Annotated in this window: 13 protein-coding genes and 4 pseudogenes; 11 read left to right on the top strand and 6 right to left on the bottom strand. The window is 38.2% G+C overall.

The window, feature by feature from the left end; genetic code table 11:
- Positions 1–20: 20 nt before the first annotated feature.
- The 5 genes and pseudogenes from asnB to L1611_RS20645 all read left to right on the top strand — a co-directional run bounded on the left by asnB (position 21) and on the right by L1611_RS20645 (position 4420).
- Entirely contained in the window at positions 21–1928 is a 1908-nt protein-coding gene (asnB, locus tag L1611_RS07790; protein ID WP_236312519.1) for an asparagine synthase (glutamine-hydrolyzing), read from the top strand.
- Positions 1929–1949: 21 nt separating this feature from the next.
- Positions 1950–2216, top strand: a pseudogene (locus L1611_RS07785) (ATP-binding protein); the annotation flags it as partial.
- A 352-nt stretch (positions 2217–2568) separates the two neighbouring features.
- Complete coding sequence (vanY, locus tag L1611_RS07780) at positions 2569–3438, top strand: VanY-A/VanY-F/VanY-M family D-Ala-D-Ala carboxypeptidase (protein ID WP_236312518.1); 870 nt, start codon at positions 2569–2571, stop codon at positions 3436–3438.
- A gap of 162 nt (positions 3439–3600) precedes the next feature.
- Positions 3601–4077 carry a VanZ family protein gene (locus tag L1611_RS07775; RefSeq protein ID WP_236312517.1) on the top strand — a complete coding sequence of 159 codons (477 nt, stop codon included), beginning with the start codon at positions 3601–3603 and terminating at the stop codon, positions 4075–4077.
- 217 nt (positions 4078–4294) lie between these two features.
- Complete coding sequence (locus tag L1611_RS20645; protein ID WP_265738388.1) at positions 4295–4420, top strand: hypothetical protein; 126 nt, start codon at positions 4295–4297, stop codon at positions 4418–4420.
- 704 nt (positions 4421–5124) lie between these two features.
- Here L1611_RS20645 and L1611_RS07770 read toward each other — a convergent pair.
- The 3 genes from L1611_RS07770 to L1611_RS07760 all read right to left on the bottom strand — a co-directional run bounded on the left by L1611_RS07770 (position 5125) and on the right by L1611_RS07760 (position 7248).
- Positions 5125–5325 (bottom strand): MATE family efflux transporter, encoded by a 201-nt coding sequence (locus L1611_RS07770; RefSeq protein ID WP_236312516.1) that lies wholly within the window; start codon positions 5323–5325, stop codon positions 5125–5127.
- A 238-nt stretch (positions 5326–5563) separates the two neighbouring features.
- Positions 5564–5860: a CD3324 family protein gene (locus L1611_RS07765; protein WP_236312515.1), complete on the bottom strand. Its 297-nt coding sequence runs from the start codon at positions 5858–5860 to the stop codon at positions 5564–5566.
- 581 nt (positions 5861–6441) lie between these two features.
- On the bottom strand, positions 6442–7248 hold the full coding sequence (locus L1611_RS07760) for an aldo/keto reductase (RefSeq protein WP_236312514.1): 807 nt from the start codon (positions 7246–7248) through the stop codon (positions 6442–6444).
- On the opposite strand from L1611_RS07760, the pseudogene L1611_RS07755 reads away from it, so the two are divergent.
- Positions 7235–7453, top strand: a pseudogene (locus tag L1611_RS07755) (DUF1048 domain-containing protein); the annotation flags it as partial. The gene L1611_RS07760 and the pseudogene L1611_RS07755 sit on opposite strands and share 14 nt — an antisense overlap.
- A gap of 276 nt (positions 7454–7729) precedes the next feature.
- On the opposite strand, the gene L1611_RS07750 reads toward L1611_RS07755, so the two are convergent.
- Entirely contained in the window at positions 7730–9154 is a 1425-nt protein-coding gene (locus tag L1611_RS07750) for an MDR family MFS transporter (RefSeq protein WP_236312513.1), read from the bottom strand.
- Positions 9155–9315: 161 nt separating this feature from the next.
- Here L1611_RS07750 and L1611_RS07745 point away from each other — a divergent pair, with 161 nt between their 5' ends.
- Positions 9316–9786 carry a MarR family winged helix-turn-helix transcriptional regulator gene (locus tag L1611_RS07745; RefSeq protein ID WP_236312512.1) on the top strand — a complete coding sequence of 157 codons (471 nt, stop codon included), beginning with the start codon at positions 9316–9318 and terminating at the stop codon, positions 9784–9786.
- Between the two features lie 661 nt (positions 9787–10447).
- Here L1611_RS07745 and L1611_RS07740 read toward each other — a convergent pair.
- The gene (locus L1611_RS07740; protein WP_236312511.1) at positions 10448–11647 is read right to left on the bottom strand and encodes a metallophosphoesterase family protein; all 1200 of its coding nucleotides are present in this window, start codon (positions 11645–11647) and stop codon (positions 10448–10450) included.
- Positions 11648–12660: 1013 nt separating this feature from the next.
- Here L1611_RS07740 and L1611_RS07735 point away from each other — a divergent pair.
- The 3 genes and pseudogenes from L1611_RS07735 to L1611_RS07725 form a co-directional block, all read left to right on the top strand.
- Positions 12661–12795, top strand: a pseudogene (locus L1611_RS07735) (IS4 family transposase); the annotation flags it as partial.
- 535 nt (positions 12796–13330) lie between these two features.
- Positions 13331–14518, top strand: a complete 1188-nt coding sequence (locus L1611_RS07730) for a GntR family transcriptional regulator (protein ID WP_236312510.1) — start codon at positions 13331–13333, stop codon at positions 14516–14518.
- Positions 14519–15257: 739 nt separating this feature from the next.
- Positions 15258–17318, top strand: a complete 2061-nt coding sequence (locus L1611_RS07725) for a GxGYxYP domain-containing protein (RefSeq protein ID WP_236312509.1) — start codon at positions 15258–15260, stop codon at positions 17316–17318.
- A 189-nt stretch (positions 17319–17507) separates the two neighbouring features.
- Here the strand turns inward: L1611_RS07725 and L1611_RS07720 are convergent.
- Positions 17508–18273 (bottom strand): annotated as a pseudogene (locus tag L1611_RS07720) (IS110 family RNA-guided transposase); the annotation flags it as partial.
- Positions 18274–18621: 348 nt separating this feature from the next.
- Between L1611_RS07720 and L1611_RS07715 the strand changes: the two are divergent.
- Positions 18622–19218, top strand: a complete 597-nt coding sequence (locus L1611_RS07715; protein ID WP_236312508.1) for a class I SAM-dependent methyltransferase — start codon at positions 18622–18624, stop codon at positions 19216–19218.
- Positions 19219–19305: the final 87 nt, after the last annotated feature.

Below are 19305 nucleotides of genomic sequence, written 5' to 3'. Positions count from 1 at the left end.
GTCGAAAGGAGAGAATGTCGATGTGCGGCTTTATCGGATATATGTACAATGAACAGCAAACAAAGATAGAAGAAGAGATGACCAAACTTTGCAGCCAGACTTTTGTAATCAAACATCGAGGTCCTGATGATACTGGATTTTATACCGATTCACATGTGAGATTTGGTTTTACTCGTCTGAGTATTATTGACCTTAAAGGAGGCAGCCAACCTCTTTCCTATGAAAACGAACGGTATTGGATTATTTTTAACGGTGAAATTTACAATCATATCGAGTTGCGCAATGAAATGGAGAAACAAGGTCTGACTTTCGATACGTCATCGGACACTGAGGTCATTCTTGCTTTATACCATCAGAACGGACAAGAAGCGGTGAAAAGCTTACGAGGCATGTTTGCCTTCGTTATATGGGATAAAAAACATAAAGAAATATTTGCTGCACGAGATCCGTTTGGGATCAAACCGTTCTTTTACTTCGAAGACCGCAAAGGGATCTTTTTTGCTTCTGAGAAAAAGAGTCTTCTCCTTGGGGAGAAAGAGAACTTCTTCGATCGGAAAGCCCTTCAGCATTATTTGACATACCAGTTTGTTCCGGAGCCGTTCACTTTATCGGAAAAAATCAAACGTTTGGAACCCGGAAATTATATACAAAAAAAAGCTGGCGAACCGATGAGAGTCAATTCGTATTGGAAGCCGCAGTTTCTTCCTGTTCATCGGCCGTTTGAAGATAAACTCAAAGATATAAGAGAAGTTTTGCGTGATTCCGTGAGCGTTCATATGCGTAGCGATGTCCCGGTAGGCGCTTTCTTATCCAGTGGTATTGACTCAACAAGTATCGTTGCGATGGCAAAAGAAATTCATCCAACCTTAAAGACATTTTCTGTCGGTTTTGAAATGGATGGATATAATGAAGCCGATTTTGCAGCGGAAACGGCAGAAAAGCTCGGTGTGGAGAACCACCGAAAGATGATCAGCTCGGAGGAATTTGTTGAAGAACTTCCCAAAATCATTTGGCATATGGATGAACCTGTCGCAGATCCTGCAGCTGTGCCGCTTTATTTTGTAGCAAAAGAGGCAAGCAAGCACGTAAAAGTCGTTCTTTCCGGGGAGGGAGCGGATGAATTGTTCGGTGGTTACAATATATACAGGGAACCCTTATCATTAAAATGGTTTTCATATTTAAATCCTCTAAGTAAGAAATGGCTAAAAGAAATGGCCGTGAGACTGCCAAACGACCTGAAAGGTAAAAATTATCTGATCCGGGGCTGTACGCCAATTGAAGAGCGATACATCGGCAACGCGAAAATGTTCAGTGAGCAAGAAAAATCACAGTTGCTTGAGCGTTACAATAATCGATTTTCGTATATGAACGTTACACATCCGCTTTACAATCAAATTCGAAATTACCACGATGTGACGAAAATGCAATATATCGATCTGCATACATGGTTGCCCGGGGATATTCTTGTCAAGGCAGACAAGATGACGATGGCTCATTCATTGGAACTTAGAGTCCCGTTTTTGGACAAAGAAGTATTTCAAGCAGCTTCACAATTGTCCGTTGACGACAAAACCGGCGCCGGCATGACAAAATACGCTTTCCGAAAGGCGATGGAAGGAATCGTACCTGATTCTGTGCTTTATCGGAAAAAGCTCGGTTTTCCTGTACCTATCCGCCATTGGTTAAAAGATGAATTATACGATTGGGCATATCAATTGATTAAGGAGAGTAAAACAAGCGCCCATATTCGAAAAGATTATGTATTCAAATTGCTTGAAGACCATCGTAAAGGGAACAGTGACCACAGCCGCAAAATTTGGACAGTGCTGATGTTCATGCTGTGGCATCAGATTTATATTGAAGAGAAATTCGACATCCCTAAAATTACAGAATTTAAAAGTGAAGAAAGGATCGAACGTTTAGGCTGAAGAGGTTATCACGAGTGAATGGGCCTCTCCGGGGATGTGGTGACCATCGTTTTCAAGAACGCCGGAAGCATCCTCAAAGATAAGCTCGCTGCCATACTTGAAAAGTTTTACAGGTTGGACCATGCCCGTTCTTCCGATACGGGCGGCGCGGGACTTGGATTGGCGATTGCAAAAGAAATCATTGTCCAGTATAGCGGGCAGATTTACGCGGAAAGCAATGATCACTACACTACGTTCACGTTAGAGCTTCCGTCCTTGCCAGACTTGGTTGATAAAAGGAGTTCCTAAGAAATGAACATCGCTCTTAGGAAAATCTCAAGGTCATCTCTACTTTTTCTTAGGAAATTAACAATTTAATATTAAAAAATGGCTCGTTCTTATAGGGTAGACTTAAACCGTAAGAACGAGCTTTTTTCGTTTCACTAGAGAAGGATATGACAAGTTATACGTGGATTAAAAACAAGGAGGTGCTCACATGGGTAGAAAAAGAGTGATACAAGAGAATGGGCACCGCTGTAAGCAATGTAGCGTATTCGCCGGATAGCGATGCCGAAATCTCCTGTGCGCTGACCCAGCGCGGCATTATCACTAAGCCACTCACTTAAGGAGGAGACTGAAAATGAAGAAGTAGGGTTTTTTATTGTTATTTTTATTGTGCTTAGGTTTTGCTTTCATTAATAAGGCACCGTTTTTTCAGGATAACGCAGAAATTCAAAAATATGATCAAAATCACAAAGATCATTTAGATAAAAGAGGGACTTCTGAAAGTACCCAAACGAAAACGATTACAAAAGAACAGATTTATCAAGGAAATCTGCTCCTAATCAACAGTGAATATCCTGTTCAACAAAAGAGTATAAAATCGGATGTCATAAATTTATTTTCGCACAAAGAATTGACAGAGGGATATGGGTTGCTTAATAACGAAATTAAATTATCAGAAGAAATAGCTAGAAAATTTTCTGAAATGATAGCTGCTGCTGAAGAGGATGGGGTTAGTAATTTCTTAATTAGCAGTGGCTATCGAGACTTTGATGAGCAAAACAGACTGTACGAGGAGATGGGGTCCGACTATGCTTTGCCAGCTGGTCATAGCGAACACAATATAGGATTAGCAATTGATGTAGGGTCTACTCAAATGAAGATGGAAGAAGCACCTGAAGGAGAGTGGATAGAAGAAAATTCTTGGAAATACGGTTTTATTTTACGCTATCCAAAGGATAAAACTGTTGTTACTGGAATTCAATATGAACCATGGCATATCCGTTATGTCGGCTTGCCTCACAGTGCGATTATGAAAGAAAAGAATTTCGCTCTAGAAGAATATATGGATTTTTTGAAGGAACAGAAGTCCACTACGACTACAATAGACCACCATGTCTATAAAATTTTTTACTATCCTATCACCCAAAATACAACGATCCCTGTGCCTGCGAATGGAAAGTATGAAATTTCAGGCAACAATATGGATGGCGTGATTGTGACAGTTTATTCTGGTAAGCGAGACTAAATTCCGACGGACGAATTTATGCAATCTTGACATTCCGAAGAAAACGGAGAGAGTATCAACAACAACAACGAGCCGACCATAGCAAATGTGAGCTTTTAGAGATGCTCATAAGTGAACCAGCATTGTTTCAGGGCGGCGTGACAATAAATTGGAGGAGAAATATTGGGAAATAACAAATTGACATTCGTATTATTCATAATCTATGTATTTGCACTTATTTGGTTAGTTCTTTTTAAGTTACAGTTTTCTTTTGATCAAATAGACAGAGTGCAAGTCATTAATATGATTCCACTTAATGAGTCTGTCTTTTCTGAGGTGTATAACAATATAAGGATTTTCGTACCTTTGGGTATCTATATTTGCATGTTGAAAAGTAAGTGGTCTTTTATGAAAAAACTTCTTACAATTATTGGTTTTACTCTGGCATTTGAGATTATACAATTTGTTTTAGCAATCGGAAGAAGTGATATTACGGATATACAGGCCAATACACTTGGAGGTACAATCGGTATTGGTATTTATGAGCTATTATTCAAGATTCTAAAAAACAGGACGAAAAGATTTATAAATGTATTTGCCTTGGTGTTAACTTCTTGTGCAGTATTTTTCATTATCTTTATATTTAAAAGGCACATGTAGGTACGTAATTGAATGAATTTTTTTATCCCAAAACTTGAAAGGCGCACTTACATACCATTTTTTAACTCCCTAAAAAATGGTATCGTACTACCCCAAAAAGGTCTAGTCATAGGATTGCTGGCATAGACCCCAAAGCAGCAGATAAGTGGGGATATTTTGGACCTCTTGGGAAAATCCTTGAATTTAAGTAACTTAAATTGTTGAGGGGGAGCCAGAAATGAAAAGAATCTCAAAAATTGATGCTCATCAAGGGATGGAAGAAAGCCCAATTCTCAATTTTAGTGCTGAGGAATTGGGCTCCTTAATCATTCACACCGTCAAATTTCTATTGGAGATGAGATGACTTATATTCAACACCCCAAGTCCCTCAACTATTTCGTACTCATTATCTAAATAATATGGAATGTCTAAAAAAACCTTATATAACGCACAGCCAATGTCATGGTAGAAAACATTGCGATACCTATAAATAACATAAGTACCGTCCTTGTTAAATGGGAATTTTCAATAAGTGCAGTGAAAATCAAAAAGATAGGGAATACGTACTCGTAATGTCGAACCGGCTGATTAGATTCGTGACGACCGCAAACATGCTCGTCTCAAAGAAAATTGATAGCCCCATCGGTACGCCAATCTTAATGATTTCTATACAGCGATCCCATGAAAATCGTTTGGATGGGAAAGTGCCAAGTACGAAGAAAATGCTTCTTCGGTTTTGACAATAAACACCGTCCTAGAATGAACCAATAGGTGATTTCAGTCGCATAACCTCCACCTGCTCCTCCGAGCTCAGGGAACCACCATTTTTCCGAAAACCAACATGTAGTTTAATAGAAACTTGATCGTCAAGTTGATCATCGAATGACCATGACTACCCTTGTCTTTTCTAATGCACAAATGAACGAACGTAATACGTTAAAAATGAACAACGGGATGATCCCGTAACTAAGTCCGACCAAATAATCATGTGCTGTGCTTTAAATACTCGTTGGCAGATCCATATTGTCCAAAATAGGATCAAGTAGAAAATACCCCGCGATGATCAAATCAGCCCCCTATTATAAACGCCTGATAGATGCCATGCATTACGACTGATGATATCTCCCGATTCATCTTTTCCCCCAAAAGCTGGGCTGCAATAGGAGAAACCGCGAGAAGAATTCCGCTCAAGCCTGTGAAGACCGGACTCCAAATATAAGACCGAATGGAAACACAAGCAAGTGCAGAGGTATCGTAACTCCCGGACATAATCGTGATAAAGACACCATTGAGTACATTCCGAGCTGGGTAATTAGGATCGGAATGATCAGGACGAAGATTTGTTTTATTTTTTCCCTAAATGTATAGGTCATTATGTTGTTCCCTTGATGAAATCATCAACCATATTTATTCATTACTATCTAACATAAAACTCTTCCTCTTTTAACAGTGTATACGTTTGAAAAATTCTTTGTTGGCCTGTTCCAGCCTCAGTACCGCCTCTGCGTCATTCTCGTTGATTTCGTTTGGTCGTACATACTTCGTGTTTATAGATGATTTTCCGTATGCTTTCAATGGAAAGGTGGTATTTTTCCTCTAATTCTTTAAACGTCCAGCCCTTCATGTAAAATTGAAAGATCTCCTCGTTCCGTTGGGTTAGTAATTGGCGTGATCCGTTTAGCTTCCCCCATCCAGCCCGCTGGTCCGATTTCTTCGGGATGTAGATGAGTTCGCCCTGGATGTAGTTCTGCAACTCTTTCAGCAAACTAGGAGGGAACACCTCTTTTCCGTTCTTGTATTGCAAAATTTACGTCCTCCTTATTCAAATCAAGGTGTACGTTTACCGACTTTCAGGCATTGTTTGAAGCTCCTTTCATTGTGTATTTGAAAAACAAAGGTTTACTCGACTGTAGAAACAATAAACCATATTTTCAGTATAAGTCACTTTTGGTAAAAAGAAAATTCAGAAAATTAAAAATAGGGCTGCGAAATCACAGTCCTATTCGATGTGGTGGGATTTCCGTCTAAACGGAAATCACCTCTTCACACTTGATCAATATAATCAACCTCCTTTCAGAAGATTCTGTCGGGTCGAAAATTTCATTATCTAATAGCCTTCGTCCAACTTACAAGAGAAAGAATCGCTATAATTTTTCTTTACCAATTTTCATCCACGTTAGGTTGATTCAGAAGGAACTTTTTATTCGAATGATCGAATGGAAAAGAGTTAGTTTAACAATTCAACTTTCGTCCCTAAAAACGACTTCACCCGTTGTTGTGTAAAGAATTAGTGGTACTTCACTATCAATAAAACTGTTATTCAAGAATAGGGCCATTTTCTTGAATAAGAAATACGCTAAAATCTGCATAGGACATTAAAATTACTTACTTCATGAAAATTTTCATCAATCTATTGTAAAATGGATTAATCATGTAACCAGTGGGTTTAACCGAATACCTTCTACACGTGTTGAGTTGGCTGATTTTCCACATTTCTTCATGGGTTAACACAAAATCAAAAATCTCGCTGTTCTCTTTAATTCTTTTGGGATTCAATGATTTTGGAATAATAATAATGTCTCGTTGTAGATGCCGACGTAAAATGACTTGAGCCACAGTTTTCTGATGTTCATGGGCAATGATTTTTAATTCCGGATGTTCCAGTAACGCTTTATTCCCTTGCCCCAACGGACCCCAAGCCTCATGTGAAATGTGATGATTTTTGAGGTAGTCATGAAGTTCATTTTGCGGAAACTCCGGGTGAGTCTCAATCTGGTTAATCATCGGTTGGATTTTGGAATGTTTCATGATTTTTTCAAGATGTTGGATTTCAAAATTCGCAACGCCAATAACCTTGATCCTTCCTTCCATGTACAACTCCTCCATTGCCTTCCATGTCTCCAGATAATGAGGTGAAGCAAAATGGATGAGGTACATATCAAGGTACTTTACATTCAGCTTTTTACAGGTTTGTTCAAAAGCCTTCTTAGTAGCTTTGTAACCATGATCCGTATTCCACACCTTTGAAGTAATAAAAAATTGTTCTCGAGGGATCTGACTTTTTTCAATGGCTGTTCCTAATGCCTTTTCGTTTCCATAAATTTTTTCCGTATCAAAATGGCGAAAACCTATCCGAATAGCCTCATGAATTGCCGTTTCAAACTCTTCTTTTTTCTTTAAATATCTCTTCAAAGTCGGTCCTGTTGAGCTAAACGAAGGTATCGGACTGCTCTCGGAAATTCTCAGCTTCTTTGAAGAAGGCGCAGCTGCTGGGAAAGGTGTCCTTGAAGTCACAGGAACAGACGTTGCTGCTTTCTGCGATACGCTGATTGAAGATTCAAAAACTTACGCTGATCTCTATCAAGAATCGGTCAATCAAAAGTCGATAAAGCTATGAAAAAATAGAAGGAACGTAGTACTTGAAGGGAAAATTCTATTGAACTTTTATCTAAATCCTGTGCTAACTCGAAAGTATCGTTCGAGTTTGCTCCGTACTGGTAATATTCTGTTTTTAATTTACCTTATTATTTGGTTTTTAAAACGCTTTTCGATGGAATCATAAATGTAGGGTGACGCTACTACTTGTGTTCTATCTGATCAAAACCAGAAAAATATCAATATAAAAGTTATATGAGAAGATCGGACACTGTGTTGGCGGGAATTACGCATTTAATTACTTACTGTTCGTCACTGTTCCTACTTCCTTTGGCTCAGATCGTCTTAAAAAAATCGAGAGTATCATTCCAATAGCAGCCAAAATAGTCGCCACCATAAACGACATGTTCACGCCGTCGATTGAACCGTCCATCCTTTTTCCATTGCCAGAGGAGCTATTCGTCATTATAGTGATTAAAATAGCCGTACCTAATGCACCAGCTATTTGTCTCATCGTGTTATTCATCGCTGTTCCATGAGGGATCAGTTTTTTAGGAAGTTGGTTGATAGCTAACGTCGTAATGGGAGTCATCACCATTCCAATACCCAGCATCCGAAAGAAATAGACAATAGACAAATAGAGGAAGGTCGTCTCTGTTGTTAGATAAGAGAGCATCCATGTAGTAATAGTTACCATTCCTAAGCCCAGAATAGATAGCCATTTTGCACCAAATGTTCCGAGTTTATCGTAAAGTCGTCCCGAAAATAATGACATAATCCCCATCATGATGGCGCCTGGCAGGAGCATTAGGCCAGATTCTGTCGCTGTATAATGATGCATATTTTGCATGTAAATGGGGAGAATCGCGGTAGCGCCAATCATGCTTAAATAAATGATCATGGTAATCCCCGTGGATAGAGCAAATACCCCATAACGAAAAACGCGAAACTCAAGTATAGTGGGGTGTTTCATTTGCCGCCAAATAAATATGAAAAGTGAAAACACTCCAATAATTAACGTTAGAAGAACTTCGATATTCACCCATCCTGTGTCTCCTGCGGCACTAAAGCCATACAACAAGCCACCAAAACCGAGCGATGAAAACAAAATCGACACTAAATCGACCTTTGGAGATGTTTGTTCGGTTACATTTTTTATAAAAAAATAGGCACATACAAGATCTATGATCGAGATCACCAAAATAATCCAGAAGATGTAACTCCATGGATAATGATCAACAAGCAAACCGGAAAGAGTTGGTCCCATCGCAGGTGCCAAGGTGATAACTAACCCAAATAACCCCATGATAGATCCTCTTTTTTCTGCAGGAAAAACAACAAATAAAATTGTCTGCATAAGCGGCATCATAATACCTGCTCCCGCACCTTGAATAACTCTCCCTACTAACAAAGTAGAAAAGTTTGGAGAAATCGCACAAATAGCTGTGCCAATTGTAAAGCTTCCCATCGCAATAAAAAACAACTGCCTTGTTGTAAATTTTCCAATTAAAAAAGCAGTGATGGGGACCATGATGCCTATAATGAGTAATACAGAGGATTGCAACCATTGTGCCGTACTGGCAGATATTTGAAGATCTTTCATAATGGGTGGCAATGCCGTGCCTAATAGTGTCTGACTCAGAATGGCAATAAATACTCCCATAATCAAAACGAAAACAAGTGGAATAACTTTTACATCCGTATTATTTTTCGTTTGTGTCATTCATCATTCTCCTTTTATTATTTTTGATAATTGACTAACTCGATTTGTAAAAGCATAAGAAATCAGGTAAAATGAGACTAGTCAATTACTAAGGGATTTAATATTTAGGTTCCTTAGTAAATAGATTAAAAAACAATTTGTGTATTGTCAAGGAGAGAATAATGATCCATTCAAATTCAAGCAAACCAGACCAGAACCACTTAGCTGTGGATGTGGTACATGTTCTGATTAAAACCAATCATTATTTCAACCGAGAATTTGAAAAACGTTTGTCTTCATTAGAAATGCCAATTACCTTATCCGGTTCCAGACTTAGAGTCCTGACCATGGTTGGGAAGATGGGGGAGATTCGTATGAGCCAACTGGCAGAAAAGCTAGGGGTACAAGCGGGAACTGTCACAGATCTTGTTGATGCCTTGCAACGTGATAAGTTGATTAGTCGAGTCCCTGATCCGAAAGACCGCCGAGCCATGCTCCTAAAGCTGACCGAAAAAGCAGAAAAACATTTGGAACCAATTCATGTTATTCAATCCGAATTAGCGGAAAAAATGTTAAAACGATTTTCTCCAGAACAACGCTACCAATTGATTCACCTTCTCGAAGGAATGATGGACAATTTAAATCTCGATTGAGTCGATCAAATTCATATCAAAACCTACACAAATAAACCGACTCCTTAACGTACAGGTAGTCGGTTTATTTGTGTCTAAAATTTGTCTAAACGTACAATTTTCCCGGATTGATACCGTGACCCCTAATAGGCTCCTTTCTCAGCTATTTGATGGAGATCTTCCAGGTCCAAATATATCCTGATCCCGAATACTTCAAAAACGGAACGGTCAAAAAGCAAACCGAGTATATTCAATTAGACATGGAGGAGATCATGCATCATGTCTTCCTTTAGTAGCATGAAGCATTTCTTACAACAACGGATCAAAACTAAAGAAATCATCTGTGTTAGCTTGATGGGCATGTGGTGAGACCCCTATACAGGAGAAAATGGAAGACATTTGGAGAACATCCTACGGGACATGGCAAAACTGCAATGTATCCAATGTTCTATCTTTTTAATCTCAGTGTCAAGAGCATAATATTGACCCACAATTTTGTATGAGCTGGGTTAAACAGCATAGAAATAAGATACCTAATTGGTAGGAAGTATCGAATTCTACTTTGAATTGGATAAATGAACATACTTCAACCGGTTCATCTATTACTGAGTAGTTTAATAAAGGGTGGGGAGTAACTGTCCATCAGTTGGAAGTGCTAATGATGGACAGCTCCAATTTAAATTCAAGCTTTTACCGATTCTTTTAACGGTGCAGGATCAATACTTTGATCATTTGCAGTCAAATCGATTCCATAGTCTTTGGCAAAGACCATGTGTGTTTCAGTAAGAACTCCCTCTTTACTTTCATCTAGGTTGAATACTCTTGCGCCGCGGAGCCTGTTTTTTTCAGCTCCTGAAAGGCCATATGTGCCAAAGCCAGCGCTGCCTCCATAACCAAGTAGAACTCCGTAATAATTGCCCGAGTAAGTATTAATATGGTCATGGCCGCAAAAGACCCCCTTGACATCGTTTCTCTCTAATATGGCTGAAAACATGCCGCTGTTAAACGGTCCTGGGCATTCGTCTTCATTTCGTTCTCCTACAATATTGTGTTTTTTTACAGCTGTTTCATGGTTAGCAGCTGTTCGCCCGTCAACACTTCCGTACCACATAAAACGATGCTCCCATAGAGGAATGTGAATGAACATGAGTGAAGGTATTTTGCGATCAAATCTTTTCTCTAAACTCTTAGATGTTTCATAATACCATTTAACCTGGTTCATTCGAAGCCAATCCCAAGTAGGATAGCCTTCAAAATCCTGACCTGCAATAGTTTTTGGGGCATATCTTCCGCTGTCAAGCAGCCAGAGGTTAAACGCTGCTTTTTCACCCTTGGAATCATTAATGAGCAGGTTCATGTTTCCTGTTCCTGTAATATCTTTTTCTCCAGGTTGGTTCATATTGTATTTGTAAGACATATAGATTTTTAGCATATCTTTCTCGTTAAGACCGCTGTTAGGAGTTGAATCTTCATCATGATTTCCATAGGTAATTGCCCATTTAATTCCTCTTTTCTCCATCGGCTGGGCAACGTTGTTTATTGCTTGTTTCATCTCAAGAGCTGTGTCACAGCCACCGGCAATATTGTCGCCATTGAGCACAACAAAATCCGGTTTTTCTGTATCAAGCACTTTCTCCATTAGCTGAATGGTTCGGCGGTCAATACGCTCATCATCTTGTGTGTCATTAAACTGTACGATCTTGAACTTTCCATTTGGATTAAATTTCAGTTTAGTTTCGTCCTGCGTTTTTGCCTCGGCTGTACTGGTTAAAAAATCAACTGGTAATCCTCTTGTTCCAAGTGTCAAAGCAAGTGTACTCAGCCCGCTTATTTTTATAAAGTTCTTTCTGTCCATCTTTCTGCCTGAATTTTGATTACTCATATAAAAGCCTCCCTATCCGTACACAATTTTTTAAAAATAAAGCATTTGATAAGTAACGAAAATACAATTCTGATAACAACATAAAGAGCTAATTGTAAAACAGAATTATGTCGCCCGTATCCCTATCATTCTTCTTACTTAATCGTAGGATAGAAATGTTGATAGATTATAAACATTGAGTGAAAAGTAAGTAAAAAAACAGTAAATATTTTACATAGATTTTATGGCGACGATTTATCTGAAGTGGCTAATTGGTACTTATCAGAAGTTCTAAAAAACCATAGTTTTCATAATACATTGACAGTACCTTCTGGAGAGCCGTATAACGTTTATGCTCAGAATCTAAATTCAACATCCTTAAACACTTTGTTTATTTAACAAGATGGGCATTAGAAAGGTTAGGGATAGATTTAAAATATCTTTGGGTGGCAGAAGAGGGTAGAGTTGTTGCTTATAAAAACTGGTGAGCCAGAAGAAGCTGTATATATTGATGGAGATTCATTTAAATTCCTTTTCTCCTTTTTACCGAGCCACTCAAGACCTGTAGAAATTAGTCATTATAGTGACTTTATCAAGATACTTCCTCTTTTCCTTCATCCACGAAAGAAACATTACCAACCTGTATTGCAATCAACTTATCTTTCGTATAAAACTCCTCCTGATCTCTAACAATCATCTAAGTTTAAATTTCGCTAAAAATGATGCTTAGTTCAGACCATACTATCCTTCAGCCCCTCCCACCAAGCATCACGTAATTGTTGATCAATAAGAACCCGTGTTTCTACTTCTGTTAATTGAAGATTTATCTCTACTTTTTGGGATTGTTTTTTTTCATACTTGCTTTCCTTTTTCCGTAATATTTTGTTCCATTTCGAATACGATTAAGCTCTTCCTCCATTTGAGCAAGATTTTTAGCAATCCAAATAATAGGCTTTAATAGAGGAAGTATAATATAACGGAAAGTTTGAAATGGGGTAGCTCCATCAATTTATGCTGCTTCTATCGGTTGGTATTGTCTTTTCGATGACCAGCTTCAAATCGGTACGAATCTAGATTCAATTCGTGTTTCACAGCTGTCACGACGACTCAATGCGATCAATCCAGACATCTTCCAACAGCTATTTCTAGCAACGATCGAGAACATTAATATTTTATAAAAAGCTTTGGCATTTACTCCTCCCGTATGACTTGATCAAGTGATAAAAGCAGGAGCTTCTTTAAATACGTGCTGGTTTATCCAACAGGCCATTACGAAATATATGAAGGCTGATATAATTGTGTTAGACAGTCATTGCTGGATACCATCTGTGATAAAGACAGCATGGTTACATTTATTGAAGACCTCGTATTACAAATTTCTTCATGGATGGTCCAGGAGGAACGATCGCATTTGAAAACGGCAAAGAGAAGGTATTAATACAGCATTAAAATCAAAGGACGACCTTGAAAGATCGGGATTCCATATGATAGAGGCTTATAAGCATGGAAAGAAAAAAGTTACAGCTACGCGGCCTATACAACAAGCAGAGGTGAAGAAAACGATATCTACAGCAGTGGGAATATGGTAAGGCCGTTGTCAAGACACAAAGATGTTTTATTGTTTTATCGTCTCGACGAACTCCAAATGATATTATTGACATAATGATATAAAGGAATTATTGTGGAGGTAGGAGGTTATAGTAAATGCAGCATAATTCAAGAAAACCACTCTATTTACAAATACATGAATATTATAAAAGTCAAATCTCTTTGGAAAAGCTTTTGGAACACGAACTGATTCCACCTGAGCGAGAGATTATGAAGAAATTTAATGTTAGTCGGATTACAGTTGCTAAGGCACTGTCTAAATTAGCAAAAGAAGGTTGGATTTATCGAATTCCAGGAAAAGGAAGCTTTGTGCAAGGAGGGATTCATGAATTATCTAAAAAAGGCGTGACTGATTCTCAAGTGGAAGAGTCTTTGCTGGATGAATCAACTGAAATATTTACTAAGAATTTATCCCATCGAAAAAAAATGATTGGTCTAATCATGCCTTCTATGGAGGACTTTTTTGCGATAAGATTAATAAAAGGTGTGAGAGAGGTTCTTGCAGATTCGGACTATTACCTCGTGATTATGCTAACTGACAATTCTAAAGAAAAAGAACGAGAGGCGATTAGAGAACTGATTCGATTACAGGCGGTAGGTTTACTTATTTTCCCGGTTGATGCAGAGGTTTACAATGATGATATTTTGGAACTGAAGGTTCGTGGCTTTGACTTTGTGCTTATCGATCGTTATTTGCCCGGGGTGGAAACGAATTTTGTAGGTTCTGATAATGTCGATGGGGCAAAACTGGCTGTTTCTCACTTATGGGATTTAGGGCATCGAAACATTGCGATCTGTTCCGATTCTGCGCTTCCAACAAAATCAGTAGAAGACCGTATTAAGGGTTATATGGATGCACTCAAAGAAAGAGAAGCGATGATTGATCCCTCTTTAATATTAACTGATTTTCAAGTGGATTATGGAAACTTGGATGATAAATCCCCGTTGTATCAGTTTATGAAGCAACAATCTGCCTCCGCTTATATAACATTAAATGCAAGACTGGGGATTCATATATCCCGACTGGCAAAATTTATTGGCTTACATGTCCCCGAAGATATATCCATTCTAACCTTTGATGATCCATCGTCTGGGTACGATGATTTTGGTGTTTATACTCACATTTCCCAATCTGAGCAGGAAATGGGTCAAGAAGCCGCAAAAATATTGGTCCAATTGCTTAATAATCGAAACAAAAAAACTTCTGATTATAAAAGGAAAATGCTTCAATCTAAAATAATTGTTAATGAATCGACCGCCCTTTGTAAGACTTTTAAAAAATGAATCCCCGTTGGTATCACACTAGTGTTGGTACCTACCGAATCCGGTATAAGTAGAAGCCGAGATGAGCGAATTAAAACATAGGCAGGGATGTGACGTTAAGTCATTTCAGTCTGTTAACATGGAAACGCAAGGGGCGATGTCAATATTAATTTAAAAACGAATACTTAAATCAATAGGTAAAAAGAACGAGTAAACAATCCATCATAAAAGGCGAATCAAAATTTATTTATAAATATTTTGATTCGTCTTTTTGTACAATTTTTGAATTCTAGAAAAGGTTTTTCGGTTCCCTCATCTCATAGTAATGTGACGCTTGTTGGTTAAAAGCATCTAGTTCCCACTGAAAAATTCAGATAATTTTAACTATTACTAATATTTGTATTGACATAATTGAATCATTAAGTATAATCATATATATCAAATATACAAATAATTGTAGAAAAATTTTATTCTTGTTCTTTTGCAAGTGATGAAAACTTAAATTTCCTCTCAGAATAATTTCCTTAAAAACAAAACAAAAGTATGCATTTTTTAAAAACTTAACCTCTAGAGTTTGATATCAAACGTATTATAGCCAGTTAATTTGATCTGAGGAGGTGACTCACTCGTGCAAAATACATATTTGTAGCTCGGCTAAGTAATTAATAGTTTAGAAGATGAGGTGAACGTAAGTGATGGCTTTCTTCAGAAGAAATAGTTAATTTATTTATTGCGACCAATCAGAATTAAGGAGGAAAAAATGTTTCGAAAACTTTTATTGCTGAGTATGACATTACTCTTAGTATTAACATCTACCACTACTTATGCTGATTCCGCGATTTTAGAATTTGTGAAAAATAAAAGTATTAAATGGCCTGATAGCCAGGCTCTACCTACTTTTGAAAAGGTGAAGCATCTCGATGTCGTTAACCTGTTATCGAGCACGGGCGATGAGAAGCTGTTATTTGCTACATTACAAGGAATCGTGAATCGCGAAAAACCAAGAATTTATCTTATCGAAAATGAAGAGGAAGGGAAGTATACGTGGCTAAACGATTTAAAAGTCCCTTATACAATGAAAAGTCCACGGAATCTTTTATTGAAATATAAGGATGAGGTATCCGGTATCATCATCTATGATCCAGAAGTTGAGGATACAGTTAATGTAGCCACAACGATGGCAGGATTGAAAAATGCTGTTGTAGCCAGTCCTGAACTCGCTGAAGAGCTTAAAGAAGCCCCTTACAATTTAACAGTTGTTGAAGACTTACGCGGGCGTTTCAAAGACAGTATGGATGCATATGAATGGCAGTTTGAGAACCTTTGGTCAGAGACGACACACCGAATGCTAGTCGGTCTTAATCCGACCAGAAGTGTTGATTTACCTGATGACAATTGGGACGATTTTCAAACCATTATTCAGGAAGAAGAGCGAATAACAGATAACTCAAACCGTGATGTATATGATCTGGATTTATCCGAGTTCCTTGGGAAAGAAGCAGTCTATCTTCGTTTTCAAGATTCCTTTTCGGATGATGGATGGGGTCCTGCAGTTCATCAGGTAACAGTAAAAGCAGATGGACAAATCATTGCTCAGTTTACACCGGGAACATCAGAAGAAGAGGCTTTTTTATATGACCGCAACCAATCAAATGCGGATGAGCGCTTCGGCGGACATCGTTGGGCGGATGCTGGCGCTTACTTCGTCTATAAATTTAATCCACCTGAAGGTACTCAGGAACTGCTTGTCTCGGTAGATATGTGGAATGAGTTTAAGGTCTCTGCATCAGATGTTCAGCCTGCATCATCGGAGATAACTGAACCGTATGGTTATTTAAGAGATTATGCGGTTGCTAATCGCGCAATGGTATTCTGGCTCGATTCAAATGTGCCAGAAGAAAAGGAATTGTTTGAGCGCATCCTGTCAGATGTCGAACCAAACACACCTTATTTAGGATGGTTCTCAAACGATGTTGCAGGAGAGTTTAGCTCAACAGAACTTCTTTCCAGGCATAGTGTCCCTGTAATTCCTGCTGATTGGTTTAACAATATGACTGTCTTTTCGGGAACGAAGGGAAAAGTTAAAAAACAAAAGCCTGTTCCTGCCCCGGAACTTGATAATAAAATTTACGTCACATTTACTTTGGGAGAAGGAGACAACCTGCAGTACACACAACATAAGTTAAGACTACTTTGGGATGATGAGGAAAGAGGAAGTGTGCCAATTAACTGGTCAATCAATCCGCTTCTATATGATGCAGCTCCTTCAATTCTAAGCTATTACCAACAAACAGCAACGAAAAATGATCTTTTAATCGCAGGCCCTTCAGGTGCTGGTTATATTTATCCTACACCGTGGCCAGATGACACTTTCAGCATATATGCTAAGCAAACAAACAAGTATATGGACCTTACTGGTATGGACATTATATATGCGCTTAACCGTGTTGATGGTCAGAATTTACCATTATCGGAATCGGAAGCGCAAGACTATATCGATTATATTGATCCAAATGGAATTTTCCTCGGTTGGGGGAATTCCAGTGAAACTTCGATCCTGAATGGCAAGCTGCCACAGTCGACTTTGCTCTCTGCCAGCACTGTGGGGCAAGCAAAGAAAGTCATTGCTGAAGCATCTGCCGAATGGGATGGAATGTCACCGATGTTCATCTCAATGGGAATGTTGTCTTGGTCGATCACCCCTTCGGAAATTGAGGAGGTTGCCAAGTCGTTAGGATCGGATTATAAAGTTGTACGAGGTGACCAGTACTTTGAACTCATTCGGGAAGACAACGGGATTGATCAAGGGGACAACCAGTAGCTGATATGAAGGGCTAGTTACGCACATAAAAGGTTTTAAACTGTTGCTGACCCATTAGAAAGAACATGAATTGATTTCTGAGGATGCCTATGACGTTTTGAAAACTGATGCAAATTATTTGATTCAGAAGTGGCAATAGATTCTTGAACTTGGCGTACAAGACAATCCCCTGTGGCATGGTAATGACTTGTGCCGTAACCTACTTGATCCACGTTTTGTAATTCGAACGAGAGTAGCTTTAAATTTACCTGATTCAAACACTTCTGGATCAACTCCTGCGAATGCAACAAGCTTTTTGGGGTGATTAAACCGATCAATTTCCCCAATTTCAGAAATGATCGTTGCAGCGATTTTTTCTCCGATACCAGGGATAGATTGGATAATCTTATATTCTTCAATTTCCTTTGCGAGAGTATCTATCTCAGCCTCCAACTCTGATAGATGCTCTTTGTATTGAAGAAGCATATGAATATACATACTAAAGACTCAGTAAATGACTTTGATAGAGTGTCTTTTGGAATGGATTCCGTGCTGCTGCTTCCTTAAGTTTTTGAGCTTTCTCTTCTGCCCATTTCTTTGAACGCCTTTTACAGAATTCCTTGATTTTATTTGCCAACGTATCTTCACTAACGGCTAAAATATCTTCTGATGCAGGGAATTCTTTTAAAACAAGCAAAGACACTACCGAATATAAGTCACCAAAAACTCCTTTGTATTCAGGAAAGATTTGATCCAGTACTGCTTGAAATTGCAGCTTGTTTTGGACATATATTCCCGTCATATCCTCATGTTGTCTTGTAAGGTTACGCAGGTTTAAGAGTTGAATACCACGTCTTTTATAGGGTTCTAAATCTTCTTTGTAATAAAGCTCGCAAAGACGATAAGCATCGTTGGCATCGGTTTTAACTTTCCGTAAACTAGCACTTTTAGCTCTATGAGAGATCAACGGGTTAACGGACGGGATCTAAGTCCCACGGGCAGTTACGTTCTACCCGGCTACTGTTATAATAAGACCATATAAAAAATGGTCAACCAGAAATATCTAGCATTCTGGTTAACCTTATAATACGACGGGCAGTTTAGTGGAACAACAAATGACATAAGCAGAGGAGAATATTATACTTAGGCAATCTAACATTTGCTTCGATAAGAAAGGAATATACGAGATTATTTATGTAGATTTTCCGCGCCCACCGGGATCTATACGAAAGGGTTTTAGGGGGGAATCGTGCCTTAAGATTTTGATTTTTGACTATAATGACCACTATGCAGCTTTAATTTTTAATAAATAGGAGAGTGGAATATGGAAAATAACGTTTTTGAACAGATGGCAAAAAGATATGATACAGAAGAAAGAATTGAATTAGCTAAAGTTATAGTTAAGGAAGTAAGACCAGAATTACGAAATAGTAAATCAAAATCTTTAATAGACTATGGGAGTGGTACTGGTCTAATTAGTTTAGAATTATCAGATTTAGTGGATTCTATTTTGTTGGTAGATTCATCAAAACAAATGTTGGAGGTTGCGAAAGCTAAAATTTCTCACAAAGGAATTACCAACTCAAAAGTACTTTATTCAGATTTTACTCAAGAAACTCCTGAACTTAAGGCAGACATAGTTTTACTGTCACTAGTCCTTCTTCATATTCCGGATACCAAAAAAATTTTACAAGAATTGTTCAACATTTTAAATAGTGGTGGCAAGCTCATTATTATTGATTTTGACAAAAACGATAAAATAAATCATCCGAAAGTTCATAACGGTTTTTCGCATGAAGAACTGAAAAAAAGATTATCCGAAGTTGGATTTAAATCAATTGAAATTAAGACATTCTATCATGGAAATCGTATTTTTATGAATCAAGATGCCTCAATGTTTATATCCAGTAGTTTAAAGTGATTTCTTGTTTTTTGTTTTCTTAGTTCACACAATCCCTAAACAAGGTATCACTCTGGCTATCCCAAGGTTGGGAAGGATTATTGAATA

The organism is Pseudalkalibacillus salsuginis, assembly GCF_021646685.1.
GTDB lineage: Bacteria > Bacillota > Bacilli > Bacillales > Fictibacillaceae > Pseudalkalibacillus > Pseudalkalibacillus salsuginis.
Note: the sequence above shows the minus strand (reverse complement) of the source record. Positions and strands in the feature narration are given on the sequence as shown.

Bases quoted from the DNA above. Each gene is read 5' to 3' on its own strand.
- asnB (WP_236312519.1), top strand. From the start codon at position 21: ATGTGCGGCTTTATCGGATATATGTACAATGAACAGCAAACAAAGATA.
- L1611_RS20645 (WP_265738388.1), top strand. From the start codon at position 4,295: ATGAAAAGAATCTCAAAAATTGATGCTCATCAAGGGATGGAAGAAAGC.
- L1611_RS07770 (WP_236312516.1), bottom strand. From the start codon at position 5,325: ATGTCCGGGAGTTACGATACCTCTGCACTTGCTTGTGTTTCCATTCGG.
- L1611_RS07750 (WP_236312513.1), bottom strand. From the start codon at position 9,154: ATGACACAAACGAAAAATAATACGGATGTAAAAGTTATTCCACTTGTT.
- L1611_RS07745 (WP_236312512.1), top strand. From the start codon at position 9,316: ATGATCCATTCAAATTCAAGCAAACCAGACCAGAACCACTTAGCTGTG.
- L1611_RS07740 (WP_236312511.1), bottom strand. From the start codon at position 11,647: ATGAGTAATCAAAATTCAGGCAGAAAGATGGACAGAAAGAACTTTATA.
- L1611_RS07730 (WP_236312510.1), top strand. From the start codon at position 13,331: ATGCAGCATAATTCAAGAAAACCACTCTATTTACAAATACATGAATAT.
- L1611_RS07725 (WP_236312509.1), top strand. From the start codon at position 15,258: ATGTTTCGAAAACTTTTATTGCTGAGTATGACATTACTCTTAGTATTA.
- L1611_RS07715 (WP_236312508.1), top strand. From the start codon at position 18,622: ATGGAAAATAACGTTTTTGAACAGATGGCAAAAAGATATGATACAGAA.